We start from the raw sequence: 17,099 nt of genomic DNA on the forward strand, positions 1-17,099 counted from the left end.
GATATGATCATGGATAGCTGGATGAGACGAGGATACAAGATCCTGGGTGGACTCCTCTGCCTCGCTATGACTTCATGCTCGGTGATACGAGGTTATAGGACCGACGGCAAGGGAGGACCGACTATTTTCAGTTTCGAGCACCATGCCCATGACACGATTGACAATAGGGGACAGGCATTCCTGTTCCCCATTGCCAACGATAAGGCCGGGTGGATAGACACCTTGCATTTCTATACACAACAGCCGCATTACAAGAACATCACACTTCCTGAGGCGCTGAACACCAAAAGCAAGACACAGGGTGTCATAATCATCCAGAACGATAGTATCATTTACGAGAAATACTGGGGAAATTTCTCCCCCGACCGCCTGGCAACCGTCTTCTCTGTATCCAAATCGATCACATCGCTGTTGTGCGGCATCGCTGTCGACGATGGCTATATCCACAGCATCGACGATGCCGTTACCCGATATCTGCCCGAGCTGAAGAAGAAAGACCCGATGTGGCAGCAACTCACGATCCGCCATCTGCTGGACATGCAGAGCGGACTGGATTTCGACGACACCTATTCGCTGACCCTGAAAGACCTGAAACGACTTCACGCCATGGCGAAGTTGAATTACGGACATCACACCATGAGACAGATCCGGGGCCTCCGGTTCCGCTGCAAGCCCGGCACAGAGTATCGCTACGAGAGTATGACGTCGCAGATCCTAGGCGTGGTCATCGAGCGTGCCTCGGGCCAACGCTTCGCCGACTATCTCAGTGAGAAGGTATGGAAGCCCCTGCAGATGGAGTCGCCGGCATTGATTAACATCGACAGCCGTCAACACGATGTGCCCCATTCTTTCGGGGGTATCACGACGACCATGAAGGATCTTGCCAAGATCGGGCGCCTCTATCTGCATCACGGACAGTGGAACGGCAAGCGCATCGTCAGCGAGGAATGGATACGCCAGACGGCAGACTATAACACCGCTAACGACGGCTATCATTTCAACTGGTATAACCTCAGCAGCGTTGGTTCTGCCAAGGCCCCCTATCCCGGCTATTACGCTCTGGGCATAGGCGCACAGGTGCTCTATGTCAACCCCTACAAGAATCTGATCATGGTACGAATAGGCACGACTAATAACGGCCCCCTGTTCGTGCCCGAGCTGTTCGAACAGCTGAGCAACTGCGGCCGATTCTAGGAGGTAGATAATCATCAAAAAGAAGACCCATCCCATCAGCTTTGATGGGATGGGTTTTTGTGGTTTGTCTGATTCTTTGTACCTTTGCAACCGGATAGCAAAGGGGTGTCGATACTCTCGAAGCTGATCAATTGACGTATAGAGGGGTGCCCCTAGGCACTACGCGTAGTGCCTAGGGGCACCCCAACGTCCACCTTTTTTTTGTACCTTTGCCCCGGACTAATACTGATAGCCAATGAAACTATCATACTTCAAGCATTTCCGGGACACGAACCCCTCCATGACAGACATGGAGGCGGTGGTACGGATGATCAGGGACGACCACTGGCGATTTCATTCCCGTGGTTATCTCGTTGTCCAGCGCCAGGCCGACGAGATCAAGGCTCGTCTGCGTATGTTAGCTAACGAAAATACCACCGACGATGAACCCGACCCCTTCTGAAGTGTGACGGATGACGGATGACAGATGGTTTCTGCAAAACCCTCACGCGTGTACGCAGGAACTCTCAGCGCCGCAAAAGTTCCTGCGTACACGCGAGAAAACTCTAAAAACATCTGTCATATCCGTCATATCTGTCATAAAGCAGTAAAAAAACTACCAATGGGCACAAAAAAGCGTTGCGGGTGCTGAGCCTGTCGAAGCACAAAAGCCCCGTCCCTTCGACAAGCCCTTCGACAAGCTCAGGGGCCGCTCAGGGACCGCTCTGGGACCGCTCTGGGACCGTGGGGAGGGGAAGAAAGAAGAGAGGAGTTCCCCTCTCTTCTTATCAAACAAGAACTAAAAAACTTTCATTCATACGATGTCAACCTGTCTGGAGACCTTGACTTTCTCTTCAACAACCTTCAGAAGCTCGGCGGAACAATATCCTTTCCGCCGAGCTTGGCAGAGATATCCTCCTGCTTCACGCCGTCGGGCAGGATCAGGCTCTGCTCGACATCTCATGTTCTTTCCTTAAATATGACCACGCCGTTAACTATTCTTTTTATAGCTCTGCACAGCCCAACAGCCCATGAGCGTACCGATGACCGCAAGGGCGAAGACCTGGTGGGCCGTTTCGGGCAGGCCGCCACCACGAATGAAGACGGTGCGGATGGCATCGATGAAGTAGTGCATGGGGTTGATATAGGTGGTAAGATAGGCCCACTGGGGCATAGAGCGCGTGGGGGTGAAAAGTCCCGAGAGCAGCATGATGTTTACCACGAAGAACCACATGACGAACATGGCTTGCTGCATGGTGTCGGAGTAGTTGGACACGATGAGTCCGAACGACGAGAAGAACAGCGCCAGCAGCAGGGCTAGCACGTAGATGAGCCACAGAGGACCGACTGGCGTGATGCCATAGACGAGCCACGCCAACAGCAAGCACACGGTGATGACGAACAGGGCGATGAGCCAGTAAGGAATGAGTTTGGCGAGGATGAACGACCACTTGGAGACGGGTGTGACGTTCATCTGTTCGATGGTGCCTGCCTCCTTCTCGCCCACGATGTTAAGTGTGGGCAGAAAGCCCGTCATCAGCATCATCACAATGGCGAAAAGCGCGGGAATCATGAAGAGCTTGTAGTTCTGACCTTTGTTGTACAGATTGAGAACAGAGAACAGGGAATGGGGCATCTGCTGATGCGAGGTGACGATCTGACTCAGATAAGCTGAACCTATGGCTCCTTTGGTGCCGTTGACGGCATTGGCTGCGATAAGATACTTGCCATCACGAATCTCCAGAATGACATCAGCCCTTCCCTTCTCTACGTCCTTCATCGCTTCGGCATACGTAGCCTTCTGTCCACCAAACATAAAGTAGTTGGAGGCAGCGATCTGCTGTACCAACCGCTGCGACTCTACCGTGTGGTCTATGTCAACCACATCCACCACGATATTCTTCACTTCCATCTGCATCACCCACGGCATGACGCACATGATGACGATGGGGAACATGATGATGAGTTTGGGAAGAAACGCATGGCGGCGTATCTGCAGGAACTCTTTCTGTATGAGATATTTCAGTGTCATCATTCTACTCTAATCGTACGTTAAACTTCTTCAGTGCGACAGCCAGCAGCACCACCGTCATAGCTGCCAGCACAGCCACCTCACGAGTTACTTCGCCGATGCCCACGCCCATAATCATCAGCTTACGCATAGCCGCGATATAGTAGCGTGGTGGAACCACCGCAGCCAGCCACTGCAGCACTTGCGGCATCGACTCTACAGGAAAGAGCATGCCCGACAGCATCACCACTGGCATGAGCAGTACCATGGCCGAGAGCAGCAGGGCCACGAGCTGTGTCTGTGCCACGCTGGAGATGAGCAGTCCCAGCGAGAGCGCCAGCAGGATATATAAGGTGCTCACGGCCAGAATCCAGAATAGCGAACCGGCCAAGGGCACTCCCAGCACGAAACGGGCCATCAAGAGGATGGTGATAAGGATGCCGAAGGCTAACATCAGATAGGGCACCGCCTTAGCGATGATCACCATCAGAGGCTTGACGGGTGACACCAGCAACACCTCCATCGTACCTTTCTCTTTCTCGCGAACGATGGATATCGAGGTCATCATGGCACAGATGAGCATCAGCAGCATACCCATAATGGCAGGCACGAAGTTATAGGCGGAACGCATCTGGGGATTGTATAACAGTTGAGAGTGGATCGTGGATCGTGAAGCGTTGGCGATTGTCTGTTGGGCATAGGTGGTCCATTGCTGCGCCATATTGGGGTCGCTGCCATCAACCATCATCTGTATGCCACGCCCCGGCGCAAACACCAGGGCCATATCGGCCTTCTGACTGCGGATGAGCTGTTCGGCCTCCTGTGGGGTGTTCACCGTCTGTGTGATCATGAAGTATTCCGATTGCGCCAGTCGTTCTACGGTCTGCTGCGTACGGGGCGACAGCTCAGAGGTGACCACCACCGTGCGCACATTCTTCACATCGGTGGTGATGGCAAAGCCGAAGAGCAGCATCATCACCACAGGCATGCCGAAGAGTATCAGCATCGTACGCTTATCGCGCAGAATATGCTTGGTTTCCTTGATTACAAATGCTATAAACTGTCTCATACCCTTAATCGCTTGAACGGGTGGCCTGGCGGGCCAGATAGGTAAACACATGATCCATATCGGGCTGGTGGAAACGCTGTTTCAGTTCATCGGGTGTACCGAGGGCACTGATCTTGCCGTCCACCATGATGGAGATACGGTCGCAATACTCAGCCTCGTCCATATAGTGTGTGGTTACAAAAACGGTGATGCCGCGACGGGCCGCGTCGTAGATGAGCTGCCAGAACTGGCGACGGGTGGCGGGATCGACACCGCCCGTGGGTTCATCGAGGAACACCACACCTGGGTTGTGGAATATCGAGACGGAGAAGGCCAGCTTCTGCTTCCAACCCAGGGGCAACGAGCCCACTAAGTCGTCGCGATGGTCCTCAAACTTCAACTGGCGCAGTAGCTCGTCCATCTTGCGCTTCACCTCGTCGGACTTCATGCCGTAGATGCCAGCAAAGAGACGGATATTCTCAGCCACGGTGAGGTCTTCGTAGAGCGAGAACCGCTGCGACATATAACCTATGTGCTTCTTGATTTGTTCATATTCCGTGCGGATGTCGAAGCCAACGACCTTACCCGTTCCACTGGTAGGCTGACTCAGGCCTGTCAGCATGTGCATGGCCGTCGTCTTGCCAGCACCGTTGGCACCTAGGAATCCGAATATCTCGCCCTTCTTAACGCTGAACGAGATGTCGTCGACGGCATGGAACGAGCCAAAGGCTTTGACCAGATGCTCTACTTCGATGATGTTATCGTCTTTTACTTCCGTGCCATTCTCGTGCTCAATGCCTGGCGGGTTGAAGATACCGGCAAACCGGGTGAGGATCGCATCGGGAGTGCCAATGCCGCGCACCTTCCCCTGATCCAGAAAAGCGACGCGCTCGCAACAGCGCACCTCATCGAGATATGGGGTTGAAGCCACAATGGTGATGCCGCGTTCCTTCAACATCAGCAGCATCTCCCACAACTCTTTGCGGCTCACGGGATCAACACCCGTGGTGGGTTCGTCGAGGAAGAGGACACTGGGCTGGTGTACCAACGCACACGAGAGCGCCAGTTTCTGCTTCATGCCCCCCGAGAGGGCACCTGCCTTACGGTCTTTGAAGCGCTCTATCTGCGAGTAGATAGCCTTGATGGAGTCGTAACCCTCATCAACGGTGGTGCCGAAAAGGGTGGCAAAGAAGTTCAGGTTCTCCTCGATGGTGAGATCCTGATAGAGCGAGAACTTACCGGGCATATAACCCACCCTACTACGCACCTCATACATCTGCTTGACCACATCGTAGCCATCAACCGCTGCCGTGCCTGCATCAGGCAGCAACAGCGAACAGAGGATGCGGAACATCGATGTCTTACCGGCACCATCGGGACCAATCAGTCCGAAGACCTCGCCCTTGCCGACAGAGAACGACACATCGCTGAGTGCCTGCACCTGGCCGTACGATTTACTGATATTCTTTACCTCTATTGCGTTCATAGCTTCAGTCCGCCGTACATGCCAATCTTCACGAATCCATCATTTTTGATAGCCACCTTGATGGCATACACCAGGTCGGCACGCTCATCATCGGTGAGGATGGTCTTGGGTGTAAACTCAGAGCGAGAAGATATCCAGCTGATAGTGCCAGCATACTCCTTACGCTGTCCATCGCCGTAGTCGGCAAAGACCTTTACCTGCTGTCCTGTCTTCATGTGCTGCAACTGGACGGAAGTAACGTAGGCACGTAGGTACATCGACTCGGTATCGGCCATCTTAAACAGCGGTTTACCCACACTCACGAACTCCCCTCGCTCCACATATTTCTCGAGTACGGTTCCCTTGGCTGGTGTCATGATGTGGCACTTGCGCAGCATATCCTGCAACTGTGCTTTCTGAACCTCGGCAGCAGCCGTCTGCTTGTCGAGGGTCTGTGTGCTGGTGCTCAGCGATGATATCTGCGCAGCCAACTGCTTCTGCAGTACCTTCACCTGACTCGTGGCATCGTCGAGCATCTTCGAGGGGGCCGCCCCGTCGGCTACCAGTTCGCGGTAGCGCTGCTTGTCTTGCTGAGCCTTAGTCAACTGCTGGCGTGTGGCCGCTATCTGCCGTTCCATATCAGGTTTCTGACTCTGATACACGGCCTTCGTAGCATCCATCTGCTGAATCTTCAGCCAGGTCTGCATGGTGTCAATAAGTCCCACTTGGCGAGCTGCCTCAATCAGGTCGCCCTCGTTCACATCGAACGACAGCAATGCCCCGCTCTGTTCGGCAAACACGGTTGTCTCGGTAGCCTCGAACGTACCCGTTGCATCGTAGTCCTTCTCATGTCCTCTGCAGGCTGCCATCATCAGCGCCACACCTGCCAATACATATATCTTTTTCATATGTTTAATGATTTGTCGTGTATTTGTTGTCGTATATCTCTTTCAGCATCTCAATCTCGTGTACCGACTGCCTGACACAGGCTGCATGCTCCTGATTGATCTCGCGTACCAGGTCGTTCACGTCGATGATGCCGTGCGCCAGTTTCGATTCTGCCGCTTTTCTCACAGCCTGTCGCAGCGAGATAATCTCTCCGTCGTGAGCCATCAGTGTCTGGTAGCGCTCTATGTTCTCGTGCTGCTGAATCTGCTCCAGATGGTTATTGAAAAGGAACACCTCACGGCTGTTCTCCGTCATATCGCGCTGCAACAGCAGTTTCGCTTTGTCGTTCTTGCGGGTATAGAGGGCACCGATATTCCACGTGACCCGTGCGCCGATGATGCCGTTCAGGCTCCATCTGTGGCGCATCATGTCCTCAAACATATTCAAGCCCGGATAACCATAGAAGCCCTGTGCAAACACACCTATCTTCGGCATCAGCGCGGCGTCGAGTGCCTTCTCCTGAGCATTTAGCACACCGATCCGTGCATCCAGCGCCTTCAGTTCTGGTCTGCGGTTTTCTGTTGTCAGCCTTTTGTCATCAGCCTTCACTTGTGGTTTCTGTATGCTGTTGATCTCGATACCGCAAAAGGTGCTCAGCATGCGCTGTAGCATCTGCTTCTGCGACGCCAGTTCGGTGGCCTTCTGCACTGCGTTGAGTCGCTCTGCCTTCACATTCTGCAGGTCGCTCTCGGCAGCCGTCCCTCGTTTGGTCATCGATTCCAGCTTACGCTCGTTGCCTGCCAGCAAGGTCTGCAGGTCGTTGTTCAGCTTGATCTGCTCGTCAATCAGCAACAGACCAAAATACATCTCGTTCACACGCCTGCGGACATTATAGATATTGACTTCGTTCTGCGCTGCCTCCACCTTGCCCTGCTCGCGGGCGATACGCTGCTGACTGCCTATGACGCCACCGTCATAGATGGTCTGCTGCACATCGATGCCCACTCGGTACTGATCCTTCGTCAGACCCTTCATATCGATGCCCATACCACTCATCATCGTCTTCATCTCATCGGGCCACGCCGTCACATCACTCTGATACGTGGCTTGTGCTGATGCTGACACTTGCGGTAGCCATCCCTTCTGGATATTGGCCACCGTCAACTGTGTGGTCTTCTCGATAAGTCCATACTGACGAATCAGCGGATAATTCTTTTCAGCTGCCTGCTGACACTCTTCCAACGTCTGGCCCAGTACCAGCATTGGCAGCATCGTCAAACCTAAAACCAATTTCTTCATATCTTTTTGTCGTTGAATTCTGGGAGCAAAAGTACGATATTTTTTTCATCGTGGCGTTATCCGTAGGAATGGAAAGATGTTCTTTTTGTTCGATTTACGCTAAAACAGAGCACTTTTTCGCAGGAAATGATTATCTTTGAAAACTACGTTCGAAGATACTCACGCTCGGAAAAACTTAAATAAAATTTGATTTTTCGCTCGCTTATTCGTATCTTTGCCAACAAAAAAGGACAGATTATGAACAGACAACCGCAACTGATGGACATCACACGGATGCGCGACATCCTCACACCACACCTCTCGCAAATTTGCGAGCATGTATTCATGAATAGCGAACTGGGAATGGTTCGCGGCGACCACACGGTGTTCAGTCTGCTGATGCGCCAAAAGCCACCTTTCACGATCAATGATCACCGCTTAGGCATCATCATGAGCGGCGAGGCCGAGATCAACTTCAACCTGCAAGACCGCCACCTCACGAGCGGCACCCTCGTCTATATCGGTCCGGGCACCATCATCCACCCCAAACATCTTTCGTCAGACCTCCGCGTCTTCGGAATAGGTCTCTTTTCTAATTTCCCCATGCCCTTTGCGGAGGGACAGATGCCGTCAGCCTTCAACGGTCAGGTGCACAACTTCCTGTTGCCTGCCAGCGAAGAGGATATCGCTACTGCCCAACATATTCTGGACACCATCTGGCAAATGGTTCATGCCTCCAACGACTATCACCGTCCTACCGTCACAGCACTTGTGGCAGCTCAGATGCACCACTACAACCACCTGTTCCATCAGCAAGCCGACCAACTGGCCAGCAGTCGTTCGCGCGAGCAGACCATCTTCGACCGTTTCCTCCAACTGGTTACCCAGCACTGTGCCGAGCATCACCAGATTGGCTACTATGCCGAGCGTATGTGCCTCACCGAGCGCTACCTGAGCACCGTCATCCGCAAAACCAGCGGCACTACCGCCAAAGACTGGATAGACCGTGCTCTCATCACCCGCATCAAAATAGAACTGCGCCACACTGACAAGTCGGCGGCGCAGATAGCCGAGGAGATGCACTTTGCCAATCCCTCGTTCTTCTCCAAATACTTCCGTCGCCTCACCGGCATGACCCCCGGCGAGTATAAGTCTATCAGTTGAAATTGAGTTTAGAAAGTGTGACTTCTGTGGGCTCTACGTTATAAAAAAGCTGCTCGCATGAGTGCTGTTTATCGCACAGAGAGTAAAAGATTGTTGGAAATACAGCCATATCGTACAGATTCCGAGGATTATTCAGTACCTTTGCACTCAAAAATCAAAACGATATGAAAGTAAAGATACAGACAATGCTGGGCGATATCGTGGTTCGCCTGTATGACGAGACTCCCATCCACCGTGACAACTTCGTGAAACTGGTGAGAGATGGCTACTATGATGGTACGCTGTTCCACCGCGTGATTAAGGATTTCATGATCCAGGGGGGTGATCCTGATTCCAAAGGCGCGCCTGCCGGCAAGACGCTGGGTGTCGGCGGTCCAAGCTATACGCTGGAAGCCGAAATCAAGGACGGTCTTTTCCATAAACGAGGTGCCTTGGCAGCCGCTCGTCAGGGCGACGAGGTGAATCCCGAGCGTCGTAGCAGCGGCTCACAGTTCTATATCGTCTGGGGACAGGTGTACAACGAAGGTCAGCTCCGTCAGTTCTCCAAGCAGCTGAAGATGCAGAAGATCCAGTCGGCCTTCAATCAACTGGCCGCTCAACATCGCGACGAAATCATGCAGATGCGCCGCGAACGAAACCGTGCCGGTCTTCAGGAGTTGCAGGATAAACTCGCAGCCGAAGCGGAAGCGCAGGTCACTGGTGAGGGCCTGACAGAGGAGCAGCGCACGATTTATTCGACCATTGGGGGAACCCCACATCTCGATGGCCAATACACCGTGTTCGGAGAAGTGGAGGAAGGTCTTCATGTCGTGGAAATGATCCAGGGTTCTGCTACCGGACGTGGTGACAGACCCATTGATGACATTGAGATGAAGATGTCGATCATTGATTGAATCATCTTGGGTACTTATTGATGATGAGTAGCATCGTCATTGCCATATTCCTACTGAGTATCGGAGCCAGTTTCGTGCAGCGCACAACTGGTTTCGGCTTCGGTATCTTCATCATGACGATGCTGCCGTTCTTCCTGCCAACATACGGCGAGGCCACAACACTCTCAGGACTTCTTGCCATCACAACATCGGCAGTCATCGTCTGGCGGTTGCGTGAGTATGTCACCTGGCTGCGGCTCTGGCCGATACTGCTGACTTTTATGATTGTCTCGACGATAGCTATCTTTGCCTTGACGCGCATCGATGACCACATCCTGAGACTAATCCTCGGCATGGCGCTCATTATCATCAGCATCTATTTCGCTGTATTCAGCCAACAAATCAAACTACCGACAACTAAGCATGTACAAGTCGGAGCAGGAACGCTGAGTGGACTGATGGGTGGCTTCTTCGGGATGCAAGGTCCTCCCGCCGTACTGTATTTCATCCAGTCGGAGCCGACAAAGGAGCACTATATGGCGATGGCACAAACCTATTTCCTCATAGGAAATGTGATGATGACCTTCGTCCGAGCCTACAACGGTTTCCTAACTACGACAGTTCTGACGGATTATCTATTCGGCCTTGGTGGCGTCATCATTGGCACCTGTTTGGGTGCCTTTGTGTTCAAGCACATCCCCAACCGTACCTTCCGCTACATCGTCTATGCCTATATCGCTATAAGCGGCGTGATCATACTGCTATCGTCATGACACAACTGATGATCTCCAAATAAAAAAGGCTTGCAACTGAGTGTTACAAGCCTTTTTGTTGGGTGCCCGGTGGGACTCGAACCCACGACATTCAGAACCACAATCTGACGCTCTAACCAACTGAACTACGGGCACCATCTTCTCTATTTCAGAGATGCTCCTTTTCAAAAGCGAGTGCAAAGGTACGGGAATTATTCGAGATAACCAAACAATTCCCGTACTTTTTTCACTTTTTCTTTATTTTGCAGGCTGAGCAGGAGCTGCAGGTGCCTCTGCGGCAGGAGCTTCTGCTGGAGTTGTAGCGCTCTTCTGCTGACTAGCACCGAAGCCCGGCAGATTGTTTGGGTTGGTGGCAGGAACCTCATAGTTCTCCATCACCGACGACTCGTTGGAGGCCTGGGGTGCCACATAGGCACAGAAGACGCTGAGTACCACCATGGCAGCTGCGAGGCCCCATGTGGTCTTCTCAATGAAGTCGGTGGTCTTGCGAACACCACCAATCTGGTTGTAGCCAGAGAACTGAGAAGCCAGACCGCCTCCCTTTGACTCCTGAATGAGCACAATGCCAACCATCAGCAGGGCTGCGATCACGATAAGAATTACTAGTAATGTGTACATCTTTTTTACTCTTTATTTATTATTATTATTTATAATCAATTTCTCTAGGAAACGAATTTGGTCTGCAAAGTAAGCATTTTTTTTCGGAAATTGCAAACTTAATCGCTGAATAATTTCTAAAGCCCTCGAATATCTGCCTTGTTTGATGTAAATTCGGGCCAATGTCTCGGTAAAATACTCTTCTTCAACACCATCGGACGTGTTTTCCTCTTCTACTGAGGGGCGTGGCGACGATGTGGGCTCATCGCTGAGCACGAAGCGACCTTTGTCACTTTTTATGAATGTATCGATAAGGTTCTGACCTCGCATCTGGGGCACCTCTTCGGGCTTGTCGTCATCCTCGGTCTCGAGGAGATAAGCCACATAGTCGACAGCCGCATCGGCGGGCGTCGGCTTGCGTTTCTTCTCTTTGTTCTCTTCCTGCGGAATAGAGTCGAGGAAGTTGTCAATGAGCGAGAGGGTGCGGCTCTCAGGTTGGGCAGCCGACGGACGATGGCTCGTGTCGGCAGGTTTATGAGCAGCAGGGCGCAGACGGTAGTGGGCGGCCTCGATCATATCGAAGAGCACCCGACGGTCGGTGATATAGACGGCGGCGCGCCGTAACTCCTCGTCGAACGACGGATCGTGGAGCAGATACAGGTTCTGGAGCATGAGCAGACGGGCGGTCTGCCAACAGGGATAGAGGGCCAACAGAGAGCGCAACTCGTACAAAGTGTCGCGGTCCAGACGCTCGGGATGTTGTATCAACTCTACGATTCTTTCCATCTCTCCTTACCAGTTGGCTACTGTTGCATTGAATATTTGACCGCAGATATCCTTGACCATCTGCGTGACGAGTTCCTCCTGCACGGAGTTCAGCGACTGCGTAGACGGGAAACTGGCGCGGGCGGTGAACTGCTGTTCGAAGTCTTCATTGTGGTTCGTATTGTTAGTGAACCTGACATTGACGGTCATCGAGAGCTCCGTCATGGCCGAGTAGCCGTCACTGGATACCGCCTTGTTGGGTTGCTCATAGCGGGTGATCTCGCCCTCGATCTTCAGGTCGCCATTACGCTTCACCTGCTGCAGACGGGTACGCTTGCCAAAGAGGTCCTTCAGTTCGTTGTTGAAGATGGGACCCATCGGTCCCCACACGTAGCTGGAGCGAATCGGGAAGTCGGCTATCTGTATCGTCTTGGTCTTCGAGTAGTCGATGCTGGCGCCATTGAACTTATAGCTGACGGAGCAGGCCGTAAGGAGCATGGCCAGGCATACGACACCTACCTTCGCCCAACGGCTGACGATGCTTGTATGGGATATCTTATTTGTCCAGATCATATTGTTTCAGTCTGCGATAAAGGGTACGGTCGCTGATGCCCAGCTCCTGGGCGGCGCGCTTGCGGTTGCCGTGGTTACGCTCCAGGGCTTTCTCAAGCATCTGCTTGCCCAGATCGTTCAGGTTCAGGCTCTCAAGCTCTTTCTCGGGCTCGACATATTCCTCGGCAAAGGCATCTTCCATCGGCGTGGCCATAGGTTGGAGGGGCTGGAGGGGTGCCAGTTGGGTGGAGCCTGAGGCCGTAGTGATAGCTGCCCCACTCTGCGCCTCGTCGAGACGTTTCTTCAACTGTCCCATCTCATGACGCATCTCGTTGACGTTACCACGCAACTCGAACAGGATCTTATAGAGGATCTCACGTTCGTTCTCGAAGCTATGGTCGCCCTCACGGTGGATGGTGGCCAACTGTGTGGTCTCCTGATCCTGCGGGATAAAGCGCCTGAGGATGGCGGCCGTGATGGTACGCTCTGGCGAGAGGATGGATATCTGCTCGGTGATATTCTTCAACTGGCGCACGTTGCCCGGCCATTTGTATCGCAGCAGGATCTGCTTCGCCTCATCGTCGAGCACCACACGTTCCATCTTGTACTTCTCGGCCATCTGCATGGCAAACAGGCGGAAGAGCAGGATGATATCCTCGCCACGCTCACGGAGGGGCGGCATCTGGATGGGGATGGAGTTAAGACGATAGTAGAGATCCTCGCGGAAACGGCCTTCGCTGATAGCCTGACGGATGTTCACATTGGTGGCGGCCACGATGCGGACATCGGTCTTGCGCACCTCGGTGGCTCCCACGGGGATATACTCGCCTGTCTCCAGCACACGGAGCAGACGGGCCTGTGTGGCCAAAGGCAGCTCACCCACCTCGTCGAGGAAGAGTGTGCCCTTATTGGCTACGCCGAAATAGCCTGGGGAGTCGTTGATGGCACCTGTGAACGAGCCCTTCACATGGCCGAACAACTCGGAATCAATCGTGCCTTCGGGGATGGAGCCACAGTTGATGGCGAAATACTTCTCGCGCCGACGCGGAGAGTTGTCATGGATCACTCGCGGAACGATCTCCTTACCCACACCACTCTCTCCGGCTATGAGCACGCTGAGATCGGTCGGTGCCACCTGTAAGGCGACATCCAGCACATGATTCAAGGCCTCGCAGTTGCCCACGATATTGTACCGCTGTTTGATTCCTTGTAATTCTGAAGTCTTCATCTAGCTGACAAAATTACATATTTTTTCCGAGACTACTGCAATAATGGCAGATTTTTAACGCAAAATCACTTTTCTTTCTTATCAAACTTGATAAGCAGCAATCCGATGGCCGTCCATATCAGTTCTCTCACACGTACGATGAGTGCCACGAATATACCCGAACGGGCGGTCATACCCAGGCCACCGGTCGACATCAGGAAACCGCCCTCACGTCCACCCAGTTGCAGGGGCATGAAAAAGAAGATATTGGCAAACAAGGTGGTAAAGGCATAGACTAGGATACAGTCAATAAAGTTGACATATGGCAGGATGACCAGCAAAATAAAGAAAATCTCCAAGGCCGAAGCGATGCGCACGGACAACTCGAGCAAGACCGCAGCAACGAACGTACGCGGATTCTGGTTGTGCAGGGCGGCTATCTGCCCATCCACCGTGGCCAGTTTCTCCTGGTTACGCTCGAAGAAGGGCTGCGCCCAGCGTCGTATCATCGGGAAATGGCGCAGGATATTCATACCCGTCATGGCAATACCTTTCTTATATCCTCTGGTAAAAAACCAGACAGCAAGGATGCAGAATCCCACAACCAGCGTCAGGACGACGGCCATAAACGGAGTCATCGGCTGGGTGGTCACATAAAGCAGCGAGGCCAGTAGCCACAGCCAGAAATGACTGTAGATATGAGTCATCACGTAGAGGATGACTGACGAGGAGGCGCGCTGTGTACCTATCTTCGGCGAAAGCGACATGATACGATAAGGCTCACCACCCATCAGTCCGCCTGGCGTGGCGTAGTTGAGTGCAAAGCCAGAGACCGTGATCTTGTATAGCCACCAGAAGCCTATATGATGCCTTCGGCACACGTGCTGCTCGTTGCCTATACTGTCGATGATGAGATACCAGGAATAGGTATTGGCGATATAGAGAATACCCCAGAGGAGGATGACAGCCAGGAACCAGTAGCCTGCATGATTCACCCCTTCCCACACCTGACGGAAGTCGAGCTGCGTCACCATGACGATCAGCACGACCAGACCAAAGGCGAAGAAAGCATTCTGATATCTCTTTTTCATTCCTTAGGAGCGTCGTCGGCAGATGCCGGCGCTTTCTTGGGCAGTTCCTTGCTCTTCACGGCGAAACGGGCCTTGTCGCCATCCTCGCGCTTCTCGTGATAGAGCTTCGGCAGCGGATTGGCAAGGGGCTCATCGTAGTCGACTCTATGACGGAACATGTCGACGGCCATATAGATAGCATGACGCATGGAACTGGCATCGGCGACACCCTTACCAGCGATATCGAAAGCGGGACCGTGATCGGGTGTGGTACAGATGGCGGTGATGCCAGCCTTGAGCTTCACGCCATACTCGTGGGCCAGTGTCTTGAACGGAACGATGCCCTGATCGTCATACATGGCCAGCACACCGTCGAAGCTATGATACAGTCCTTCGCCGAAGAACTCATCGGCCAGGAAGGGTCCGAAGGCCTGGATACCTTCATTCTCCATACCCTCGACGGCGGGAGCGATAACGGTCTGCTCCTCGTTGCCGGGCTGTGGATTCAGGGCCAGTACGGCGATACGGGGATTAGAGATGCGGAAGTCGCGCTTCAGACTCGTATGGAAGATACGGCCCTTGTCCATGATCTTCTCTGTGGTAATGGCCTGGGCAACCTCCTTGATGGGCAGACGACTGGTGACAAGACCGATACGTACAGCATCGCCCACCATCATCGTCAGCGGCTTGTCTTCCTTCTGGGGCGAAGCGGCCGACTTGACGGGACCCAGCACAAGCACGTCGTAGAGCCCTTTCTGCAGGTCTTCCTTGGCGCGGGCCATCGCCTTACGGGCGGCATCGGCCGACTCTTCCGTAGACTGTCCCAGATCGACCTTCACCTCCTCGTCGAAGGTGGCCAGCATGTTCAGTTTATTCTCATGAGCCTCATCGGCACTATTGATGATTGAGAACGGCACCTCCAGATCAAGAGCCTTACGATGGTAGGCTGCCACCTTGGGTGAGCCATAGATAATCGGGGTGCACAACTCCAGCATCGCGGGGTCCTCAAAGGCCTTGAGAATCACCTCATAGCCAATACCGTTTGTATCTCCATGCGTGATTGCCACGCGAATCTTTCTATCTTCCATTTATCTTGTATGTTTTTATATTTCGTGATTTTTCTTCGCCGTAGAGAGCAGACCACAGGCCGCGAAGATATCCTGTCCCCTACTCGCGCGGATGGTTGTGAACACCCCGTGCTTGGTCAGGTAGTCGCGCAGGGCCTCCATACGTTTCTCATCAGCACCAGGTAAGTCGACACCCGGAATCTCATGGAAGCGGATGAGGTTGACACGGCACTCCAGTCCCTCCAGGAGCTTCACAATCTCCCGTGCATGCATCGTCGTATCGTTCAGTCCACCAAAGCAGATATACTCAAACGAGCAACGGCGCTGGTGGGTGAAGTCGTACTGCTTCAGCAATGCCACGACCTCGGTGATAGACATCTGACGCTCGGCAGGCATCAGCTGACGGCGCTGCTCTACCAACGGAGAGTGCATCGAGATGGCCACGTGACAGTCGCTCTCGTCAAGAAAGCGTTTCAGTTTGCCCTTCACGCCCACACTGCTCACGGTGATGCGCTTCGGACTCCACGCATAACCGTCGGCCGAGGTCAGGATCTGAGTGGCCTTCAGCACAGCGTCGAGGTTATCCATCGGTTCGCCCTGTCCCATGAACACGACGTTCGTCAGTGTCTCACGCTCAGGAAGGGCATAGATCTGGTTCAGGATATCACCAGTCGACAGACTGCCCTCGAAGCCCTGCTTTCCTGTCTGACAGAACAAGCAGTTCATCTTACAGCCCACCTGACAGCTCACGCAGAGGGTGGCACGATCGCCATCGGGGATATATACCGACTCGACGTACAGGGTCGGCACTTCCGCATCATCCCCCTGTTCTGAGCATCTCACAGGAAAAAGATACTTCACGGTACCGTCGACAGAACGCTGACTGTCGATTGGCGACATCGCTCCAACGACAAACTGCTCTTTCAGCCGTTCACGGTTCACCTTTGAGATATTCGTCATCTCATCGATGCTCCGCACATGCTGCTGATAGAGCCATTTGACAATCTGACCCGCTGTGAACTGGGGCATGCCCAACGCCTTCACAGCCGTCTTCAGCTCGTCGGATGTCATCCCGAGCAGTACCTTCTTTTTCCCGTTATTCTCCATTTTGCGGACAAAGTTACGAAAAAACGAGCGCAGAACAAAATAAGTTCACTTATTTTTTATAT

The 17,099-nt window shown here is 53.1% G+C and carries 18 protein-coding genes and 1 tRNA gene; 5 read left to right on the forward strand and 14 right to left on the reverse strand.

Annotation, left to right across the window (positions count from 1 at the left end; translation table 11 throughout):
• The first annotated feature begins 3 nt into the window (after positions 1-3).
• Positions 4-1,194, forward strand: coding sequence for a serine hydrolase domain-containing protein (locus BMY63_RS10290; RefSeq protein WP_091916497.1), 1,191 nt, complete (start codon positions 4-6; stop codon positions 1,192-1,194).
• 235 nt (positions 1,195-1,429) lie between these two features.
• The gene (locus BMY63_RS10295) at positions 1,430-1,636 is read left to right on the forward strand and encodes a hypothetical protein (protein WP_091916499.1); all 207 of its coding nucleotides are present in this window, start codon (positions 1,430-1,432) and stop codon (positions 1,634-1,636) included.
• 351 nt (positions 1,637-1,987) lie between these two features.
• Here the strand turns inward: BMY63_RS10295 and BMY63_RS12365 are convergent, their stop codons facing one another.
• The 6 genes from BMY63_RS12365 to BMY63_RS10320 are packed head-to-tail and all read right to left on the reverse strand — an operon-like array spanning position 1,988 to position 7,884.
• On the reverse strand, positions 1,988-2,137 hold the full coding sequence (locus tag BMY63_RS12365) for a hypothetical protein (protein ID WP_176771074.1): 150 nt from the start codon (positions 2,135-2,137) through the stop codon (positions 1,988-1,990).
• 27 nt (positions 2,138-2,164) lie between these two features.
• Entirely contained in the window at positions 2,165-3,205 is a 1,041-nt protein-coding gene (locus BMY63_RS10300; RefSeq protein WP_091916684.1) for an ABC transporter permease, read from the reverse strand.
• A gap of 4 nt (positions 3,206-3,209) precedes the next feature.
• Positions 3,210-4,253 carry an ABC transporter permease gene (locus tag BMY63_RS10305; protein WP_091916501.1) on the reverse strand — a complete coding sequence of 348 codons (1,044 nt, stop codon included), beginning with the start codon at positions 4,251-4,253 and terminating at the stop codon, positions 3,210-3,212.
• Positions 4,254-4,257: 4 nt separating this feature from the next.
• Positions 4,258-5,718 carry an ATP-binding cassette domain-containing protein gene (locus BMY63_RS10310; protein ID WP_091916503.1) on the reverse strand — a complete coding sequence of 487 codons (1,461 nt, stop codon included), beginning with the start codon at positions 5,716-5,718 and terminating at the stop codon, positions 4,258-4,260.
• The gene (locus BMY63_RS10315) at positions 5,715-6,605 is read right to left on the reverse strand and encodes an HlyD family secretion protein (protein WP_091916505.1); all 891 of its coding nucleotides are present in this window, start codon (positions 6,603-6,605) and stop codon (positions 5,715-5,717) included. Before BMY63_RS10315 ends, BMY63_RS10310 begins: the two co-directional genes overlap by 4 nt.
• A 4-nt stretch (positions 6,606-6,609) precedes the next feature.
• Complete coding sequence (locus BMY63_RS10320; RefSeq protein ID WP_091916507.1) at positions 6,610-7,884, reverse strand: TolC family protein; 1,275 nt, start codon at positions 7,882-7,884, stop codon at positions 6,610-6,612.
• Between the two features lie 237 nt (positions 7,885-8,121).
• Between BMY63_RS10320 and BMY63_RS10325 the strand changes: the two genes are divergently transcribed.
• The 3 genes from BMY63_RS10325 to BMY63_RS10335 all read left to right on the forward strand — a co-directional run bounded on the left by BMY63_RS10325 (position 8,122) and on the right by BMY63_RS10335 (position 10,672).
• Positions 8,122-9,027, forward strand: a complete 906-nt coding sequence (locus BMY63_RS10325) for a helix-turn-helix domain-containing protein (RefSeq protein ID WP_091916511.1) — start codon at positions 8,122-8,124, stop codon at positions 9,025-9,027.
• Positions 9,028-9,191: 164 nt separating this feature from the next.
• Positions 9,192-9,920, forward strand: coding sequence for a peptidylprolyl isomerase (locus BMY63_RS10330; RefSeq protein WP_091916513.1), 729 nt, complete (start codon positions 9,192-9,194; stop codon positions 9,918-9,920).
• 20 nt (positions 9,921-9,940) lie between these two features.
• A complete protein-coding gene (locus tag BMY63_RS10335) occupies positions 9,941-10,672 on the forward strand; it encodes a sulfite exporter TauE/SafE family protein (protein WP_091916515.1) in 732 nt (243 codons plus the stop codon).
• Between the two features lie 61 nt (positions 10,673-10,733).
• Here BMY63_RS10335 and BMY63_RS10340 read toward each other — a convergent pair.
• The 8 genes from BMY63_RS10340 to rlmN all read right to left on the reverse strand — a co-directional run bounded on the left by BMY63_RS10340 (position 10,734) and on the right by rlmN (position 17,037).
• Positions 10,734-10,807 (reverse strand) — tRNA-His (locus BMY63_RS10340).
• 102 nt (positions 10,808-10,909) lie between these two features.
• Positions 10,910-11,290 (reverse strand): preprotein translocase subunit SecG, encoded by a 381-nt coding sequence (gene secG / locus BMY63_RS10345; protein WP_091900589.1) that lies wholly within the window; start codon positions 11,288-11,290, stop codon positions 10,910-10,912.
• Between the two features lie 12 nt (positions 11,291-11,302).
• Complete coding sequence (locus tag BMY63_RS10350; RefSeq protein ID WP_091916517.1) at positions 11,303-12,055, reverse strand: tetratricopeptide repeat protein; 753 nt, start codon at positions 12,053-12,055, stop codon at positions 11,303-11,305.
• Positions 12,056-12,061: 6 nt separating this feature from the next.
• A complete protein-coding gene (locus tag BMY63_RS10355; protein WP_256219005.1) occupies positions 12,062-12,532 on the reverse strand; it encodes an LptE family protein in 471 nt (156 codons plus the stop codon).
• A 58-nt stretch (positions 12,533-12,590) separates the two neighbouring features.
• Entirely contained in the window at positions 12,591-13,814 is a 1,224-nt protein-coding gene (locus tag BMY63_RS10360) for a sigma-54-dependent transcriptional regulator (protein ID WP_091916521.1), read from the reverse strand.
• Between the two features lie 65 nt (positions 13,815-13,879).
• On the reverse strand, positions 13,880-14,884 hold the full coding sequence (locus BMY63_RS10365; protein WP_091916523.1) for a lysylphosphatidylglycerol synthase transmembrane domain-containing protein: 1,005 nt from the start codon (positions 14,882-14,884) through the stop codon (positions 13,880-13,882).
• Positions 14,881-15,951, reverse strand: a complete 1,071-nt coding sequence (locus BMY63_RS10370) for a PdxA family dehydrogenase (protein ID WP_091916536.1) — start codon at positions 15,949-15,951, stop codon at positions 14,881-14,883. Before BMY63_RS10370 ends, BMY63_RS10365 begins: the two co-directional genes overlap by 4 nt.
• A gap of 15 nt (positions 15,952-15,966) precedes the next feature.
• On the reverse strand, positions 15,967-17,037 hold the full coding sequence (gene rlmN / locus BMY63_RS10375) for a dual-specificity RNA methyltransferase RlmN (RefSeq protein ID WP_091916538.1): 1,071 nt from the start codon (positions 17,035-17,037) through the stop codon (positions 15,967-15,969).
• Positions 17,038-17,099 lie beyond the last annotated feature (62 nt).

The sequence above is a fragment of the Prevotella aff. ruminicola Tc2-24 genome (assembly GCF_900110895.1).
Taxonomy (GTDB): domain Bacteria; phylum Bacteroidota; class Bacteroidia; order Bacteroidales; family Bacteroidaceae; genus Prevotella.